Genomic DNA, 17,358 nt, shown 5'->3' with positions numbered 1-17,358 from the left:
CTCGACCGGCCGCCTCATCAGGCGTCGCCGTGTCGCACGCCCCGCTGCCGTCCGGGCGCGTCCGCCCTGCGCTGACGCCTGCCCGCAGCTCTTTCACGTCACCCGGGGCGCCGTGACCGTACGAGGTCCGGCGCCCCTTTCTCGTATCCGGTACGGGTACGGGTACGGGAAGGGCGCCCCCCCCGCAACGGGATCGGCGCCCTCTTCGTACCCCCGTACCCCCGTCAGATCCGGAAGCGCAGGCGGCACACCGCCGCGTCCGTGTCCCGGCGGACCGCGTGGGCGACCACGGCGCCGCGCTGGTTCTGCAGCAGCCGCTGCCACAGGCGTTCCGGCTCGGCCTCCGGGATGAGGACGGTGATCCGGGTGCCGGGGCGGGCCTTGGTCAGCTCCCGTACGTAGGAGGTGATCGGGCGGCCGAGGGTGCGCCACTCGGAGGCCAGGAGGACCAGCGGGACACCCGGGTTCCACAGCGCCCAGTCGCGCTCCAGGGCCTCGGTGAGGGTCCGGTCCTCCGGGTCGGAGTGGCAGACGGTGAGCGCGCGGACCTCGTCGCCGAGCGAGACGGCGGCGGTCAGGGCCTCGCTGGTGACGCGGGTGAGCGACGAGACCGGGACGAGGACCAGCGAGTGGGCGCGGTGCGGGGCCGCGGGGATCCGGCCGACGCCGAGGCGGTCGCCGATCCGCCCGTACGCGCGGTGCACGCCCTCGAAGAGGAGGACGAGGAGCGGCAGGGCGATCACGATCAGCCACGCGCCGTCGTGGAACTTGGTGGCGGTGACGACGACCGCCGAGACGCCGGTGAGCAGCGCGCCGAGCCCGTTGAGCGCGGCCCTGCCCCACTGCCGGGTGGCCCGCCAGTGCAGGACCATGCCGGTCTGGGCGAGGGTGAAGCCGACGAAGACGCCGATCGCGAAGAGCGGGACGAGGGTGTTGGTGTCGCCGCCGGAGAAGACGAGCAGCCCGGCGGAGACGACCGCGAGCCAGACGACGCCGTGCCGGTGCACCTGGCGGTCGGCCTTGAGCCCGAAGACATGCGGGACGAAGTCGTCGCGTGCGAGCAGTTTGAGGAGGACGGGCAGGCCGCCGAAGGAGGTGTTCGCGGACAGCGCGAGCAGCACCATGGTGGCGAACTGGACGACGTAGAAGACCCAGTTGTGCCCGAAGGAGGCGTCGGCGAGCTGGGCGAGCACGGTGACGCCCTCGACCGGCTGGAGACCGAAGCGGGAGATGAGGACGGACAGGCCGATCAGCATCACGCCGAGCAGCGCGCCGAGCGCGACCTCCGCGCGCTGCGCGCGGCGGGCGGCCGGGGCGCGGAAGGACGGTACGGCGTTGGCGATGGCCTCGACACCGGTGAGCGCGGAGCAGCCAGAGGCGAAGGCCTTGAGCAGGAGCAGCGCGCCGACGGCCGTCGCGTCGTCGGCGAGGACGGAGGCGTGTCCGGCGGAGGCGGCGGTGGAGACCGGGGCGTCGCGGAACAGTCCGACCACCACCATGGCGAGGATCGCGCCGACGAAGACGGCGGTGGGGAGGATGAAGGCGCGGGCCGAGTCGACGATGCCGCGCAGGTTCACGGCCGTGATGAGGACGAGGACGCCGAGGCAGATGGGCAGCCGGTCGTCGTAGAGCGCCGGGAAGGCGGAGGTGAGCGCGGCGACGCTGGCGGTGACGGCCACGGCCACGTTGAGCACGTAGTCCAGGACGAGCGAGGCGGCGGCCACCAGGCTGGTACGGCGGCCGAGGTGGGTCTTGGCGACCGCGTAGGAGCCGCCGCCGTCCGGGAACGCGGCGATGACCTGGCGGTACGAGGCGACGAGCACGGCCAGCAGGCCCGCGATGGCGAGGGTGACGGGGAGCGTGAAGCCGAGCCCGTGGGCGCCGGCCGCGGCGAGGACCAGGACGATGGCCTCGGGCCCGTACGCCACGGACGCCATCGCGTCGAGCGAGAGGGCGGCGAGTCCCTGGAGCGCGGTGAGCCGGTGCCGGGAGCCGGGATCGGAGGTCTCGGGACCGGGGATTCCGCGATCGGAGGTCTCGGGACCGGGGATTCCGCGATCGGAGGTCCCGGTACCGGGGATCCCGGAAGCGGTGGTCCCGGGACCGGGGATCCCGGAAGCGGAGGTCCCGGAAGCGGGAGACCCGGGACCGGGGGTCCGGGAAGCGGGGGTCCCGAGACCGGGGGTCCGGGTGTCGGCGGGCCCGGGACGGAGGGTCCGCGTGTCGGCGGGCCCGGGACGGGCAGTCCGCGTGTCGGCGGGCCCGGTATCCGGGGGCTCCTCGGGGACGGGCGCGGGCGCGCTCACGGCGTTCTTGTCGCTCTGGACGGCCATCGTTCCGATGCCTTTCGCTGCGGGCTCTTGAGGACTGCCCCAGCGTGAAGTGCGTTTCGGCCAGGTCCGGACTCTCCTCCCGCGCCCTTGACGCCCACGGCGCGGGTCTTGACGCGGTTCTGACGCCGGGAGGTCCGCATCGCCCTGAGGTCTCTGCGTCAGAAGGACTGCGCGAGCTCGACGCCCAGCCAGACCGCGGTGAGACCGGCCGCGGTGGTGCCCGCGAGGTTGGCGGCGGCGAAGGCCCGCGCGCCCGACTCGTACAGCTTCAGGGTCTCGTAGGAGAAGGTCGAGTACGTGGTGAGCGCCCCGCACAGGCCGGTGCCGAGCAGCAGGCCGACGTGCGCCGAGGACACGCCGGTGAGCAGGCCGAGGACGAAGGAGCCGACGACGTTGACCACGAAGGTGCCCCAGGGGAAGACCGAGTCGTGGCGGGCCTGGACGGCCCGGTCGGTGAGATAGCGCAGAGGGGCGCCGACGACGGCGCCGGCGACGACGAGCAGCCAGTTCACGCGGGCGGCTCCGGGGCCCCGGCCGACTCCCCGGGCGACGCGGCCGGCCCGTACCGTACGACCTCGCAGGCGTCGAGCAGCACGAGCCCGCCGTCCCGCATCAGCTCCTCCAGCTCGGGCAGGAAGGCCCGCACCCGCTCCTCGGTGTCGACGATGACGACCGCCATCGGCAGGTCCTCGCCGAGCGAGAGCAGCCGGGCGGTGTGCACGAGGGCGGAGGAGCCGAAGCCCTCGACGCCGTGGAACACGGACGCGCCGGCCAGGCCGGCGGCGTGCGCCCGGTGCACGATCTCGGTGGACAGCGGGCGGTGGTGCCAGGTGTCGGTCTCGCCGACGAGGGCGGTCAGCCGCAGCGCGGGGCCCGAGAGCCGGGTCATGTCGGCCTCCTTCGTACGGTGGCGGCCCGGGCGGCCACGATGCCCACCCAGGCGGCGGCGAGGGCGGTCACGGCCGTCCCGGCCAGATAGGACAGGGCACGCGGGACCTCGCCGTGGGCGAGCAGCCGCTGGGTGTCGAGCGCGTAGGTCGAGAAGGTGGTGAAGCCGCCGCAGACGCCGGTGCCGAGGAAGGGGCGGACGAGCGGGTGCGGCGGGTTGGCGGTCTCGGTGGCGACCACCATGAGCGCGCCGAGCACCGCGCAGCCGACCGCGTTCACGGTCAGGACCGTCCAGGGGAAGGCGCCGGCCGGGGTGGGCCAGAGCAGGATCCCCGCATAGCGCGCCGTGGCCCCGAGGGCGCCGCCCGCGGCGACCACCCCGACGACCGGTAGCTGCGCGCGGAATCCCATGGGACCAGCGTAGGCGTAACGGAAGTCCTGCCCGCGTGCGGGGGAACGAGGCGCACAGGCGCGGGTTCCGGCCTGGGGCATTAACCGGAGCCCGGCCCGTGCTGCCTCGCCCCGATGTTCCGGGCGGGGCCGCGCGGCGGTCAAAGCCCGGCTCCCGAATCTGTCAGATCCCCCCACGGGGTATCGCGACGGGTATCGGCCACTCCACGGGGGTGTGGTCCGGCCACCATCGGGCGGCCCATTCGGGTGCCGCCTCCACCTCGTCCCGGCGGGGTCCGGGGCGGGAACGTGGAGGGGCAGCGGGAGGGAGCTGCACCACCCCCCATGGCAGGAGTCTCGTGAGTACATCCGTCGCAACCAGGTTGAGGACCGTCCCCGCGCAAGGGGCGCACCGGACGCACGGGGACGCGGCCGGCGGGGACGCCGCCGAGGACGTGTACGGCGAACTCTGCGCCGCGCTGTTCTCCGGTTTCCCGCGGCGCGACCAGCGCATGAAGGCCGAGCAGTATCTGCGCGGCCTGCTGACCGCGCAGGGCCGCAAGTCCATCCGCAACATCGCCGCGCAGATCGGCGGCCCGGCCGCCGAGCAGAGCCTGCACCACTTCATCTCCAGCTCCACCTGGGACTGGCGGCCGATGCGCGCCGAGCTGGCGCGGCATCTGCAGCGCACCGTCGCGCCGCAGGCCTGGGTCGTGCGGCCGATGCCGATACCGAAGGCCGGGCAGCACTCGGTCGGTGTCGACCGGCGCTTCGACCCGGAGCGCGGTCAGGTGTTCCGGGGGCAGCAGGCGTTCGGGCTGTGGTTCGCGTCGGACGAGGTCAGTGTTCCCGTCAACTGGCGCCTGTTCCTGCCCGACCCGTGGGTGAAGGACCGCACCCGGCGCGACCGGGCCGAGGTGCCCGAGGGCGCCGGGGCGGAGACCCTGGAGGAGTGCGCGGTCAACGCGGCGCTCGACACCGCGCGCTGGCCCGATGTCGCCCGCAAGCCGCTGCTGCTCGACATCCGCGGCGGCGCGGGCCGCGCGGCCCTGCACCGGCTCGCCCTCGCGGGCGTCCCGGTGGTGGCCCGGATCGGCACCGGCTGCCGGCTGACCGTCGCGGACCGCTCGCTGCCCGGCTTCGGGTCGGGGCCGCTCACCGCGCTGCAGATCCTGGAGTCCCTCAAGAGCCTGCGCCGCCCGGTGAGCTGGGTGGACTCGGCGGCCGGCATCCGCACCTCGCGCACCTCCCTCGCCACCGCGGTCCGGGTCACCCTCCCGGTCCCGGCGGGTGAACGGCAGCGCCCCCTGCTCCTCCTCGGCGAGTGGGACGAGCCGCGCCACGCCCCGGCCCGCCTCTGGATCACCGACCTGACCGGTTCGGCGGTCGGCCCCCTGCTCCGCCTGACCAAGCTGTCCCGGCGGGTGGAGCGTGACTTCCGCGCCGTCGGCGAGGGCGCGGGCCTCCGCGACTTCGTGGGCCGCTCCTTCCGCGGCTGGCACCGCCACATCACCCTCGCGTCGGCAGCCCACGCGGCAACGGTGCTCGCGGCGGACCGCGCGGCCCCGTTCGGGGTGGGGCAGGCACGGTCGGCGGGCTGAGGAGCGGGGCGGGAGGACGGGGCTGGGGCCTGGATCGGGGCGGGCCCCGCCGTACGGGCCACGGTCCGGCCCGGCGTGCGGGCCGACCGACGACCGGCCCAGCGTGCGGGCCGGCGGGCCGGCATCGAGCCGGGGTCCGGGAGTTGGGGCTCCCGGGCCCCGTAACCTGCCCTCGGCTACTCCTCGCCGCGGGACGGGCGCGGGCCCGTCGGGAGCGCGGTGCGGCGGCCGGCGAGGATGTCGCGGGTGCGCTGGAGGCGGAGGGCGAGCTGGACTTCGAGGACCTGGCCGGGCTTCTGCCATTCCGGGCCCAGGAGTTCGCCGATGCGCTCCAGGCGGCGGGAGACCGTGTTGGGGTGCACGTGGAGGGCCTCGGCCGCGTTGGTGGGGCTGGCGCCGGAGGCGAAGTAGGCCTCCAGGGTGCGGGTGAGTTCGGTGAACCGCTCGGCGTCGTAGTCCAGTACGGGTCCGATCGCCGACTCGATGAAGCCGTCCACGTCGTGGTCGTCGGAGAGCAGCAGGCCCAGGAAGCCCAGGTCCTCCACGGACGCCGCCGCGCCCGCCCCGCCGAGCGCGCTCATCGCGTCCAGGCAGCGCATGGCCTCCTGGTAGAGCCGCGCGACGCCGTCGGGGCTCCACCCGGGGCCGGCCGCGCCGACCGAGACCGGGTGGCCGAGCAGCGGGGCCAGCTCGGCGGAGACCGCCTTCGCGGCGGCGGACGCGTCGGCGCCCGGAAGCAGCAGCACGATGCAGCCGCCCTGCACCGTCTTCAGACCCGCCATCCGGTACGCGTACGAGGACGCCCACACCACCGCGCGGCCCTGCTCACCGCCCTCCGGCCGGGCCACCACCAGGACGTGCGGCTCGCGCAGGTCGATGCCGAGGCGGCGGGCGCGCTGGGCGATCTGCAGCGGGGCGTGCTGCGGCTCGGCGAGCAGGTCGTCGAGAAGCTCGTCGCGGACGGGCCCCTCGGCCACGGCGGTGGAACGCTGCATGAGGAGCAGGAAGGCGACGGACTGGGCGGCGAGTTCGAGCAGGCGCTCGTCCTCGCCGGTGAGCGGGGTGACGGCGCGGACGACGAGGACGCCGAGGTCCTCGGAACCGGCGATGACGGGTGCGACCCAGGTCAGTTCGGAGTCCCAGGCGTTCGGGACAGGCCCAGCGACTGACCCGAAGGCACCGTCGGCGCCGGCGTTCGCGGCAGGCCCGAAGGCACCGTCGGCGCCGGCGATCCCGGCGGCTGACCCGAAGGCGCCGAAGGCGCCGTCGGCGGTCCCGGCGATCCCGGTGGCCCCCAGGGAGACCGCGCCCCCGGCCTCCCACACGTCCCCGGCGGTCCTGGTGACCCCAGTAACCCCCATGACCCCCGTGGCCCCTACGCTCCCGGCCGCCCCCGCGGCCCCCGCGGCCCCCGCCTCCCCGACGACGGCGACCCGCACCTTCCCCGGGCACGCCGGAGCCCGCACCGGGCGCCTGCCCGCATGCGCGTCCAGCGAGGCCTTCGCCACCGCCGCCTCGTCGAGGCCCGGGAGTTCGCCGGTCGCGGCGAGCGTCCGGCCGCCCGGGTCGCGGACCAGGACGCACGCGTCGAGGGCGTCGCCCGCGGCCTTGGCGACGCCGAGCAGGTCGCCGCCGGACAGCACCAGGTTCATGATCCGGCTGTGCGCCTCGCCGATGTAGCGCATACGGGTGAGCGCGGTCCGGGCGCGGGAGCTGTCCTGCTCCAGTTCGGTGACCTCGGCGCGGGTCTGGTCGAGCAGGCCCGCCTTCTCGGTGGCCACGGCGGCCAGGTCGGCGAGCGGGGCGAGCAGGCCGAGCTCGCCCTCGGCGAACCGGCGGGCCCGGCGGTCCCCGCCGTACAGCAGCCCGAGGACGGTGTCGCCGACCCGCAGCGGCACGGCGAGCACCGCGCGCAGCCCCTCGTCGCGGACGACCCGGTCGACGGCGGGCAGATGAGGGAAGCGGTCGTCGGTCAGGTAGTCCTCGGTCCAGGCCGGTCCGCCAAGCCCGTGGACGAGTCCGGCGAGCCCTTCGCGGTCGAGCGCGGCGGGGCAGCCGGCCGGGTCGAAGGCGGTGAGCCCGCCCTCGCTGCTGTGCAGCACGCGCAGGCCATGGGCGTCGCGCAGGGTGACGCAGGCCAGGTCGAGGTCGAGCAGCCGGCGGGCCCGGCGGACGATCAGCCGCAGCAGCCCGTCCAGGTCGTAGGGGTGGGTGAGGTCACGGGCGGTGTCGGCGAGCGCGTCGAGCGCGGACTCGCGCTGCTCGCGGCGGGCGAGCGACTGGGCGACCCCGGTGGCGAGGTGTACGGCCCGCTCCAGATGCGCGAGTTCGGCCGGGGGCCGGCCGGCCGCGCGGGCTCCGTCGAGCAGCTCGGCGAACCGCCCCGGCGGCGCCTGCTGGGCGAGCAGCTCCAGCACGGAGAGCGCGTCGACGCTGCCGCCCCCGCTTGCGCCCCCGTCCGTGCCGTGGTGGGACATGCCTCAACTCCCGCTGTCGAGCGGAACCGTGGGTCTCGCCGGACCCCCGTACCGCTGGCCGAAACCGGACCGCCTTGACCGGGTTGACCGGGTCGATCGAGCCGATCGAGCCGATCGGCCTGGTCCGCCGGATCCACCAGATCCGCCAGATCCGCCAAATCCGCCAAATCGCTCGTACACGCCGGTCAACAGTCGGATCCACCCCTTCGTTCCCGTTCGTTCCTCTTCCGCCCCATTCCGCCATTCTCCACCCCGACGGAGCGTCAGAAACGCTCGGGGTACGGGCGGATCAGACCGCCGCGCCCGCGACGGCCGGGGCGAGCCGGGGGGTACGGGCCCACACGCCGGGGGCCTGCGCGGGCACCCGGGGCCGGACCGCGTCCCGCGCGGTCAGCAGCGAACGATGCAGCCGTCGCAACCGCGCGGACGGCTCCCGGCCGCCGTCGGCGGCGAGCGCTCCGCTCAGCCGGCGGTAGACGTCGAGGGCGTCCTCGGTGCGGCCGGAGCGCAGCAGGGCGACCATGAACTGGGCGTGCAGCGCCTCGTTGACGGGCTGCCGGGCGACGAGGGTGGCGAGTTCGGGGACCATCTCGGCGTGGCGCCCGAGGCCCAACTGGGCCTCCACCCACTGGTCGAGGACGCTCAGGCGGGAGGCCGTGAGGCGCACGGTCTCCGCGCGAAGGCGCGGGCCCGCGGCCACGCCCGCGTACGGTTCGCCGCGCCAGAGGGCGAGGGCCTCGCCGAGCCGGAGGGCGGCGCGGGACAGATCGCCGGCCTCCATGGCGCGGTAGCCGGCACCGGCGGCGCGCTCGAACTGCCAGACGTCGTGGGAGCCGCCGCCGGTGTCGAGGCGGTAGCCGCCGGACTGGGCGGCGAGCACGGTCTCCGCGGTGCGCCCGCCGTCCGCGCCGCCCCGGCCGGTATCCGCACCCCGCCCCCCGCCCGTACCCCCGCCGGCGGCACCGCGCGGACGGCCCTCGTGCAGCGCGTCCGCGACGAGCGCGCGCAACCCGGCGACATGGGAGTGGAGTTCGGCGCGTGCGCCGCGCGGGGCGCCGGACGGCCAGAGTTCGGCCATGAGGACGGAGACCGGCACTGTCTGGTCGGCGGACGCGGCGAGCACGGCGAGCACTTGTCGCGGCGCGGCGGCGGTCGGGGTGATCGACACCCCGTTCTCGCGCACCGAAAGTCCCCCCAGGATCCGGACGTCCACCTTGCCCCCTCAGTGTCTGCGCACGGGATGACCCTGGACGATTAGAAAAGAGACCGCGCGGCATGTCAATAAGAAACCGGGCGGTATGGAATAACTGGACTCCGCGGACGGAAAATTTGCCCGCTTTGGTCCGACTTAGACCCATCAACAGCGCGTCAACGTGTGAGGAAACGTACTCACGGATCCAGTTACTGGACCCACGGGTATGCTTTGCCGGTCGTTTTCAGGCAGGCGTGCGGGCACCTTCCGGCCAGCCCTTCGAGGAAACCGGCATGCCGGTTTTGTTTCAGATCATGATGGCGCGCCACCCGGGGCAGGGGGAAGCCCCACGAGGCAGTGACACATGAGGAAGTGACGTACGGGTGAAGTCCCGGCCAGGAAGCCCCGGGCGGGAGGACCCGGAAAGCGGGGAGTCCCGTAAACCCGGCAACCCGGCAACCCGGAACCCCGGAACCCCGGGAGTGCCGGTCCCTAGGATGCCTCGTCCGCGAGGCCGAGCGCGCGGGCGCCGCGGCCCGGCTCCAGGTCCAGCATGGTGAGCACGGCCGGCACCACGATGCTGGGCAGTAAGTGCTGATAGAGCGCCGAGGCCCAGCGCTCCATGGAGGAGCGGTCGCCCTCCAGCGCATGCGTCATCAGATTGAGCCCGGCGTAGGCGCCGACGACCAGCGGGGCCACCTCCTCGGGATCGGCGTGCGGCAGCAGTTCGCCCTGCGCCTTCGCCTCCCGCAGCAGGCTCAGATTGATGTCGGTCCACTCGCGGTAGGGGCCGCTGCGGTTGAGGTCGTGGCCGCCCTGGTCGAGGGTGAGCCGGACGCTTCCGCTCAGCACCCGGTCGACGGTCAGCCGGTGCGCGAAGACCATGCCGACGTCCACGAACTCCTGGATCTTGCAGGTCTGCGGCGGCGCCGTGGGCACCACCGACACCTGGGCGTCGATCACCGCGTGCGCGAGGTCTTCCTTGGAGTCGAAGTGGAAGTAGAGCGCGCCCTTGGTCACTTGGGCGAGGGCGAGGATGTCGGACAGCTTGGCCGCCTCGTAGCCCCGCTCGTCGAAGACGGCGGCCGCCGCCTCCAGGATCGCCCTGCGGGTACGGATCGCCCGATCCTGCTTCGCCATGGGAGTCACGTCCCTCTCATCGCGCCCGAACCGGCATCCCGGTGGCCCGAGAAAACAAACCTTGGGGTACCAATTTTCCGGCAGCTGGAACATACCCGAAGCCCTGTTCGCCGTGAACCCGCAAGCTCGGCCATCGCCGTACGAACGCCTCTGACCAGGGAACTTGCCGATCGACTTCGGTACGAGAACGTCAGGTCGGCGCGATCGGCACCGACCTGACGGGAGGCCGGACACTCTCGTACGTCACTCAGGGCGACCGGAAAACCGACCCTCCGGTCCCGTCTTCGGTATACCGGCCACCGGGCAGGGGCCGGTGACGCAGGACCGGCGCGTGGTCAGCCGCCGACCACCGCCGAGGCGGTCAGCAGCCCGAACGCCGCCAGGATCAGCAGCGTCCGGATCAGATGGAAGCCGTTCCAGCGCCGCTCGAACGCGGCGCGCACCGCGCCCGCCGGCTCGCCGGCCGATTCGGAGGCGGCGAGCGCCGTGTTGAGCGGGATGTTCCCGGCCACCGTCACCAGGTGGTTGGCGAGCGCGGCCACCAGACCGGCCACCACCAGCCACTTCTGGGTGTCGGTCCGGCCGTCGACCGGCACGAACAGGGTGGCCGCCGGGAGGACCGCGACGCCCAGGAAGATCACCAGGAACACCGGCCTCGGCACGTACTCGTTGATCCGCCGCATCGCGTGGACGAACTCCTCGTCCGACAGGCGGGCCAGGGCGGGCATCACTCCCGTCCGGAAGATCAGCAGGATTCCGGCGTAGAGGCCTGTGGACACGACGGCGAGGGCGAGCAGCAGGGCGGCCATGGCGTTCATCATGGCCGATCAGCCCGCGTACGGGTCGGTGTCGGTGTGGGTGTCGGCGTCGGCGTCACTGCCACCGCCGAGCCCGTCGGCCTGCCGGATCGCCTCGGCCAGCTCCCGTACGGACGCCGAGCGCGCCCGGTCGGCGAGCGCGCCCGCGCGGGCCGCCAGGCCGGAGAGCGGCGGCGCGCCGGGGACGTGGCCGCCGCGCAGCCGGTCGGCGAAGTAGGCTGCGATAGCGGTCAGTTGGAGGCTGTCGTGGCCGCCGCCCCAGATCGGCGCGGTGAGCGCGGCGGCGTCCACGGTGCCGGAGCGCTCGTGCGGGGCGCGGGTGGCGGGGTCGAGCCAGCGGACGGTGGCGGTGGCGACCCGGCCGGACTGCCCGGGCCGCAGCTTCACGGCGTACAGCGCGGTCACGGTGTGCCCGGCGCCGACCTCTCCGCCGTCCACCCGGTCGTCGCGGAAGTCCTCGTCGGCGACCTTGCGGTTGTCGTAGCCGATCAGCTGGAAGCTCTCCACGGTCTTCGGGTCGAAGGCGACCTGCGCCTTGGCGTCGCGGGCGCGCAGTTCGACGTGGCCCGGGAGCTGGTCGACGAAGACCTTGCGGGCCTGCTCGGGGGTGCCCACGTAGGTGGTGTGGCCGTCGCCCTTGTCGGCGAGCTGCTCCATGAACGCGTCGCCGTAGTCGCTGCCGACGCCGACGCCGAACAGCGTGATGCCGTACGTGCGCCGCTCCTTGTCGATGCGCTCCAGGATGCCGGCGGCCTCGGTGTCGCCGGTGTTGGCGAGGGCGTCGGAGAGCAGCACGACCCGGTTGGTGGCGCCCTTGCGGTGGCCCTCGACGGCGACGTCGTAGCCGGTGCGGACGCCCGCCTCCACGTTGGTGGAGGAGGTGACCTCCAGGGAGTCGACGACCTCGTGGATCCGGCCGCGGTGGTCGCCGACGCGGGTCATGGGGAGCCTGGTCTCGGCCTCGTCGCTGAAGGTGACGAGGGCGACGGAGTCGTCGTCGCGGAGCTTGTCGGTGAGCAGTCCGAGGGACTCCTTGACCAGGTCGAGGCGGCCGGGTTCGCCCATGGAGCCGGAGATGTCGACGACGAAGGTGAGGGCGGCGGGCGGGCGTTCGCCGTCGCTGGGCTTCGTGGCGAGCCCGACGCGCAGCAGCGACCAGCCGGGCGCGTCGGAGCGGGCGCCGTCGACGGTGACGCTGAAGCCGTTGTCCTGGGGGCGCGCGTAGTCGGGCTTGAAGCTGTTGACGAACTCCTCGGGGCGGATGCTCTCCCGGTCGGGCAGCCGGCCCTCGGCGAGCGTGCGTCGGGCGTAGCCGTACGAGGCGGTGTCGACGTCGAGCGCGAAGGTGGACAGCCGGTCCGGGGCGGGCGCGGGCTTCCCGTCGGGGCCCTTGCCGCGCGGCGCCTGCTCTCCCGCCGCCTTGCCGCCGTCGGGGACGGCCGGGCGGTTGGGCGCGGCGGCGCCCCGGTCGGCGCTGGTGTGCGAACCGCCCTCGCCGGCGCAGCCCGCGAGCAACAGGACTCCGGTGAGCGTGCCGGCGAGCACGCCGGCCGCCCTTCGCCTCATGCTCCGCTTCACACCCCGCGTCGCACTCCCCGTCGCAGTCCCAGTCGCAGTCCCCGTCACAGTCCGCATCACAGTCCGCGTCATGGACATCTCCCCCATCTCCTCGTCTCCCCCCTGATCTCCCCTTAGGAGCCAGGCACTTGTGAATGTGACGTCCGAGAGGGCCGGAAGGAGCAGACGAAGGAGTTGCGGAAGGATCTCAATGCGGCAACGGCGGCGGGGGCGCGCCGTGGTGGCAGGGACTCGCCATCCTTGTCAACAGGGGTTGTCACCGTGTGCAGTCGCGTGCGTACATGGAGTGGCACACCGATCGGGCGGGGGTGGTCACCGGTGGCAGAGACTGCGGGCTCCGTGTTGCTCGCCCGTTCGGCGATGGGCCGTGCCGGTCCGGAGCCGCAGCGTCCGCCGGGGCGTCCGGTGCGCGGCACGCGCCGGGTCAGCGCCGCGCTCGCGGGCCTCGCGGCCTCGGCGCGGCATGAGTTGCTGACCTTCGACGACCCGGCGGCCTCGGCGTCGCGCGCGATCCCCGAGCCGTTCCTGGAGCTGGCGGGAGCGTGCATGCGTGCGGCGGCGGAGCGGGCCGGGGAGGTGCGCCGGATCGTCCCCCGTCACGCCCTCCCCCACGTGGCGGGGGCGGTCCGGATGCCCGGCCGGGCCCGGGTCGCCGAGGCCATCCCGTTCAAGATGATCCTCGTCGACCGCACGGTCGCCGCCGTCCCCCTCGACCTGGAGCTGCACTACAACGGGCTGCTCCTGATCCGCGACCCGGTGGTGGTCCAGGCCCTGGTCCGCGCCCACCACGCCGCCTGGGACACCGGCCAGGAGCTCGCGGGTCTGACCGCCCCCGCCCGCGACCTCCCCTCCCAGCTCCGCCCGGTCCTCGAAGCCCTCCTCGCCGGTCTGACGGACGAGACGGCGGCGACGCGCCTGGGCATGTCGCCGCGCACGTACAGCCGAAGGGTCGGCGAGCTGATGGCGGCACTCGGCACGACGAGCCGCTTCCGTGCGGGGGCGGAAGCGGCTCGAAGGGGGTGGATCTGAGGGAGGTCGATCAGGATGTATGGAGTTGTTCTGGACGGGTTACGGGTCACGGGTCACGGGTCACGGGTCAGGAGACGATGTCCTTGCGGGCGAAGCCGCGGAAGGCGAGGGCGAAGAGGACCAGGGCGTAGGTCACGGAGACCGCCGCGCCCTTGGCCATGCCCGTCCACTCCAGCTGGGGCTGGAGCGCGTCGATCCAGGAGAACTGCCAGTGCGCCGGGAGGAAGGCGCGCCAGTCGCCGAGGGCGGTGACCGCGTCGAGGACGTTGCCGATGATGGTCAGGCCGACGGCGCCGCCGACCGCGCCGAGCGGCGCGTCGGTGCGGGTGGAGAGCCAGAAGGCGAGGCCCGCGGTGACGAGCTGGGACACGAAGAGGAAGGCGACGGCGATGCCGATCCGCAGCAGCGCCTCGCCGGCCGGGAGCGCGCCGCCGGTGGGGAGCTTCAGCGGGCCCCAGCCGTAGGCGACGCTGCCGGCGGCCAGGGCGACCAGCGGGAGCAGCAGCATCGCGGCGGCGCTGAAGCCGAGGGCCACGGCGAGCTTGGACCACAGCAGCCGGGCCCGCGGCACGGGCGCGGCGAGCAGATAGCGCAGCGAGGACCAGCCGGCCTCGGAGGCCACGGTGTCGCCGCAGAAGAGGGCGATCGGGATCACCAGGAGGAAACCCGCGGAGACGAAGAGACAGGTGGCGACGAAGTTGGAGCCGGAGGCCGTCGCCGTGTCCATCAGGTTGATCCGGCCGTTCGCGTCGCCGCGCCCCGGGGAGCCGCCGATGGCGAAGGCGGTGATCAGGACGAACGGGAGCAGGGCCAGGATCAGGCCCATGACCAGGGTCCGGCGGCGCTTGAGCTGGCGCAGCGCCTCGACCCGCAGCGGCAGGGTGCGGCCCGGGGCGTAGCCGGGGGCGGTGGCGGGCGCGGACCCGGTCCCGGGCGTGGACCCGGGCGCGGACCCCTTGGGGGTGGCGTCGGTGGCGGTGGTCATGCCGTCTCTCCTCCGATCAGGGTCAGGAACGCGTCCTCGAGCCGCCGGTGCGGGCCGACGCCGGTCACCGGCAGGTCGAGCCGGACGAGTTCGCCGATGAGGTCGGTGGCGGTCCGGCCGTCGAGCGGTACGAGCAGGCCCGCGTCGGTCCGTACGGCGGCGAGCTTCTCGACCACCGGGTCCGGCACCGGGCCGGACAGGGTGACGAGCACGGTGTCGCCGTTGCCGGTGATCTCGCCGACCGGGCCGGCCTGGACGAGGCCGCCGCGGTCCATCACCACGAGATGGGTGCAGGACTGTTCGACCTCGGCGAGGAGGTGGCTGGAGACGATGACGGTGCGGCCGGCCGCCGCGTAACGGATCATCACCTCCCGCATCTCCCGGATCTGCGGCGGGTCGAGCCCGTTGGTCGGCTCGTCCAGGATCAGCAGGTCGGGCAGGCCGAGCATGGCCTGGGCGATGGCGAGCCGCTGCCGCATGCCCTGCGAGTAGGTGCGGACGGCGCGTTCCAGGGCGCCGCCGAGGTTGGCGATGCGCAGCGCCTCGTCGAGGTGGGCGTCCTCGGCGGGGCGGCCGGTGGAGGCCCAGTACAGCTCCAGGTTCTCCCGCCCGGACAGATGCGGCAGGAAGCCCGCGCCCTCGACGAAGGCCCCGACCCGGGAGAGCACCGGGGCGCCGGGCCGGATCGCGTGCCCGAAGACCCTGATCTCGCCCTCGTCCGGGGTGATCAGGCCCATCAGCATGCGCAGGGTGGTGGTCTTGCCGGCTCCGTTGGGGCCGAGCAGGCCGAGGACCTGGCCCTGTTCGACCCGGAAGGACAGCTCGCGGACGCTGTACCGGTCGCCGCCCGCGTACTTCTTGGACAGGCCGGTGATCTGGAGGGGTACGTCGGCGAGTTCGGGGTCCGGGGCGGGCGCCGTGGTACGGCGCCGGGCGGTCAGCAGGAGGCCCGCGGCGACGCCGAGCCCGAGCAGCGGCAGGCCCCACACCCACCACGGAAGCCCGGCAGCCTGGGTGGCGACGGCCGGAGCGGTCGGCACGGTCAGCGCGCCCTCGACGGCGGCGGTGTACGTGGCGGGCGCGGCCGGCGAGGCATAGCCGAGGTCCGTGGCCGCGAGCACCAGGCGCAGCCGGTGGCCGGCCGGCACCTCGTGGTCGACGGCCGGGAGGGTGAGGTCGACGGTACGGCCGTGGGCGGCGCCGTCGATCCGGACCGGGGCGACGAGCTGGGCGGGCAGCACCTGCTGCCGGCCGTCCGGCCCCACGTCGTACACCTTGGCGAAGAGCACCGCCGAGCCGTCGGGCGCGGTCGAGGTGACCCGGACCCGGACGGCGGGCGTGCCGGTGATGCGCAGCGGCTCGGTCTGCGGCCGGGCGTCGAAGGCGGCGAACTGGCCGGGGAAGTCGAGCGAGAGCCCGGCGCCGAGGGAGGACAGCTGGGTGAGTCCGCCGCCGAGGCCGGGCACGGCGGAGAGGGCGGGCGGGTTGGCGCCGGCCGGGTTGGCGAAGGGGCGCGGGGCGGTGGGGCCGGCGGGGGTGCCCGCCGGGGCGGCGGGGCCGCCGGCCGGGGCGGACAGGGCGACCTTCACCGTGCCCGCGGCGAGGCCGGGGTAGCGGGCGGCGGTCGCGCCGCGCAGGGTGGAACGGCCGTCGGTGGAGTCCACGCCGCCGGTGCGGCTCACCCGGAAGGCCGGGCCGGTGTCGGCGGTGGCGTCCTTCTTCAGATAGCGGTCGAACCAGGCACCGATCCGGCCCTCGATGCGGTCGGTCTCGCGGTCGCCGCCGTCGTGGCCGCCGGCGGTCCAGTCGACGGCGACGGGCGCGCCGTTGGCGGTGATCGTCCGGGCCATGGCGTCGGCCTGGTCGAGGGTGAAGAGCGAGTCGGCCTGCCCCTGGACGATCAGTGCGGGCACCTTGATGCGCGCGCCGACGGCGGAGGGGCTGCGGGCCTCGAGCAGGGCCCGGGCGGCGGCGTCGGGCCGGCCGGAGACGGCGACGCGCTGGTAGAGGGCGCAGACCTCGGGGCTGAAGCGGCCGCAGGCGGCGGGGGCGGCCGGGGTGGCCGGCGTCGCGCCGGGTGTGTCGGCACCGGTGGCAGCCGCGCCGCCCGGGAGCGAGCCGTCCCGGGATGTGCCCGGCCGGCCGGCCGGGGCCGTCGTGGCCCCCGGAGTCGGCGCCGCGCCCGGCGTGTCGGCGCCCTTCGGGGCCGCCGGGGCGGTCGGGGCGGTCGGGCCCGCGTCCTGCGAGGTGCCCTGGGGCGGGCCGCCGAGCGGCGAGGCCGCGCCCGCCGAGAAGAAGATGCCCGACCACAGCTTCTTGAAGACGCCGTTCGGGAACAGCGCGTCGGCGAGGTTCCAGTACGTGATCTGTGGCGCGATGGCGTCGACGCGCGGGTCGTAGCCGGCGGCGAGCAGCGAGACCGCGCCGCCGTAGGAGGCGCCGGTGACGCCGACCCGTGGGTCGCCCGCCTTGTCGAGCAGCACCTCGGGGCGGCCGGCGAGCCAGTCGACGAGGCCGCGCACGTCCTTGACCTCGCGCTCCGGGGCGTTGAGGCCGATCTGCCCGGTGGAGGCGCCGAAGCCGCGCGCGGACCAGGTGAGGACGGCGTAACCGTCGCGGGCCAGCCGTTCGGCCTGGGCGCGGACGTCGTCCTTGGAGCCGCCGAAGCCGTGGCCGAGGAGCACGGCGGGCCGGCGGCCGGTGCCGCCGCCCGCCGTGAAGTACGAGGTGTCGAGCCTCACGCCGTCGAGATCGAGCATCCGGTCCGCGCGGTGCACGGGCGCGGGCTCGTCCACGGCGACGGCGCTCCAGGTACCGGCGCCGCCCACGAGCACGGCGAGCGCGGCACCGGCCGCGGCCCACCGCGGAAGGCCCTTGCGGGGAAGTCGCAGCTGCATGGCATCGAGCCTAGGCGGCCGGGGAGCCAT

General features: G+C 74.5%; 13 protein-coding genes. 2 read left to right on the top strand and 11 right to left on the bottom strand.

Features of this window, described 5'->3' with window-relative positions:
• Positions 1-224: 224 nt before the first annotated feature.
• The 4 genes from AB0C73_RS16345 to crcB (AB0C73_RS16330) form a co-directional block, all read right to left on the bottom strand.
• Positions 225-1,937 (bottom strand): APC family permease, encoded by a 1,713-nt coding sequence (locus AB0C73_RS16345; protein WP_362529880.1) that lies wholly within the window; start codon positions 1,935-1,937, stop codon positions 225-227.
• A gap of 554 nt (positions 1,938-2,491) precedes the next feature.
• Positions 2,492-2,845, bottom strand: a complete 354-nt coding sequence (crcB, locus tag AB0C73_RS16340; protein WP_362529878.1) for a fluoride efflux transporter CrcB — start codon at positions 2,843-2,845, stop codon at positions 2,492-2,494.
• Positions 2,842-3,222 (bottom strand): DUF190 domain-containing protein, encoded by a 381-nt coding sequence (locus AB0C73_RS16335; protein WP_362529876.1) that lies wholly within the window; start codon positions 3,220-3,222, stop codon positions 2,842-2,844. The genes crcB (AB0C73_RS16340) and AB0C73_RS16335 overlap by 4 nt, the downstream gene beginning before the upstream one ends.
• Positions 3,219-3,632 (bottom strand): fluoride efflux transporter CrcB, encoded by a 414-nt coding sequence (gene crcB, locus AB0C73_RS16330; RefSeq protein WP_362529874.1) that lies wholly within the window; start codon positions 3,630-3,632, stop codon positions 3,219-3,221. Before crcB (AB0C73_RS16330) ends, AB0C73_RS16335 begins: the two co-directional genes overlap by 4 nt.
• Before the next feature lie 338 nt (positions 3,633-3,970).
• Here crcB (AB0C73_RS16330) and AB0C73_RS16325 point away from each other — a divergent pair, with 338 nt between their 5' ends.
• Entirely contained in the window at positions 3,971-5,212 is a 1,242-nt protein-coding gene (locus AB0C73_RS16325) for a transposase (RefSeq protein ID WP_362529872.1), read from the top strand.
• A gap of 176 nt (positions 5,213-5,388) precedes the next feature.
• Here the strand turns inward: AB0C73_RS16325 and AB0C73_RS16320 are convergent, their stop codons facing one another.
• The 5 genes from AB0C73_RS16320 to AB0C73_RS16300 all read right to left on the bottom strand — a co-directional run bounded on the left by AB0C73_RS16320 (position 5,389) and on the right by AB0C73_RS16300 (position 12,405).
• The gene (locus tag AB0C73_RS16320) at positions 5,389-7,689 is read right to left on the bottom strand and encodes a helix-turn-helix domain-containing protein (RefSeq protein WP_362529870.1); all 2,301 of its coding nucleotides are present in this window, start codon (positions 7,687-7,689) and stop codon (positions 5,389-5,391) included.
• A gap of 289 nt (positions 7,690-7,978) precedes the next feature.
• On the bottom strand, positions 7,979-8,902 hold the full coding sequence (locus AB0C73_RS16315) for an AfsR/SARP family transcriptional regulator (RefSeq protein ID WP_362529867.1): 924 nt from the start codon (positions 8,900-8,902) through the stop codon (positions 7,979-7,981).
• Between the two features lie 471 nt (positions 8,903-9,373).
• Positions 9,374-10,021: a ScbR family autoregulator-binding transcription factor gene (locus AB0C73_RS16310; protein WP_362529865.1), complete on the bottom strand. Its 648-nt coding sequence runs from the start codon at positions 10,019-10,021 to the stop codon at positions 9,374-9,376.
• Positions 10,022-10,356: 335 nt separating this feature from the next.
• A complete protein-coding gene (locus AB0C73_RS16305) occupies positions 10,357-10,830 on the bottom strand; it encodes an anthrone oxygenase family protein (protein ID WP_362529862.1) in 474 nt (157 codons plus the stop codon).
• Between the two features lie 18 nt (positions 10,831-10,848).
• Entirely contained in the window at positions 10,849-12,405 is a 1,557-nt protein-coding gene (locus AB0C73_RS16300; protein WP_362529859.1) for a von Willebrand factor type A domain-containing protein, read from the bottom strand.
• Between the two features lie 330 nt (positions 12,406-12,735).
• Here AB0C73_RS16300 and AB0C73_RS16295 point away from each other — a divergent pair, with 330 nt between their 5' ends.
• Positions 12,736-13,446, top strand: coding sequence for a DNA-binding response regulator (locus AB0C73_RS16295; protein ID WP_362529856.1), 711 nt, complete (start codon positions 12,736-12,738; stop codon positions 13,444-13,446).
• A 67-nt stretch (positions 13,447-13,513) separates the two neighbouring features.
• Here AB0C73_RS16295 and AB0C73_RS16290 read toward each other — a convergent pair whose 3' ends face one another.
• Together AB0C73_RS16290 and AB0C73_RS16285 are read right to left on the bottom strand one after the other, a co-directional pair.
• The gene (locus AB0C73_RS16290; RefSeq protein WP_362529854.1) at positions 13,514-14,431 is read right to left on the bottom strand and encodes an ABC transporter permease; all 918 of its coding nucleotides are present in this window, start codon (positions 14,429-14,431) and stop codon (positions 13,514-13,516) included.
• A complete protein-coding gene (locus AB0C73_RS16285) occupies positions 14,428-17,328 on the bottom strand; it encodes an alpha/beta fold hydrolase (RefSeq protein ID WP_362529851.1) in 2,901 nt (966 codons plus the stop codon). Before AB0C73_RS16285 ends, AB0C73_RS16290 begins: the two co-directional genes overlap by 4 nt.
• Between the last annotated feature and the right edge of the window lie 30 nt (positions 17,329-17,358).

It is taken from the genome of Streptomyces sp. NPDC048623 (genome assembly GCF_040650755.1).
Lineage (GTDB): Bacteria > Actinomycetota > Actinomycetes > Streptomycetales > Streptomycetaceae > Streptomyces.
Note: the sequence above shows the minus strand (reverse complement) of the source record. Positions and strands in the feature narration are given on the sequence as shown.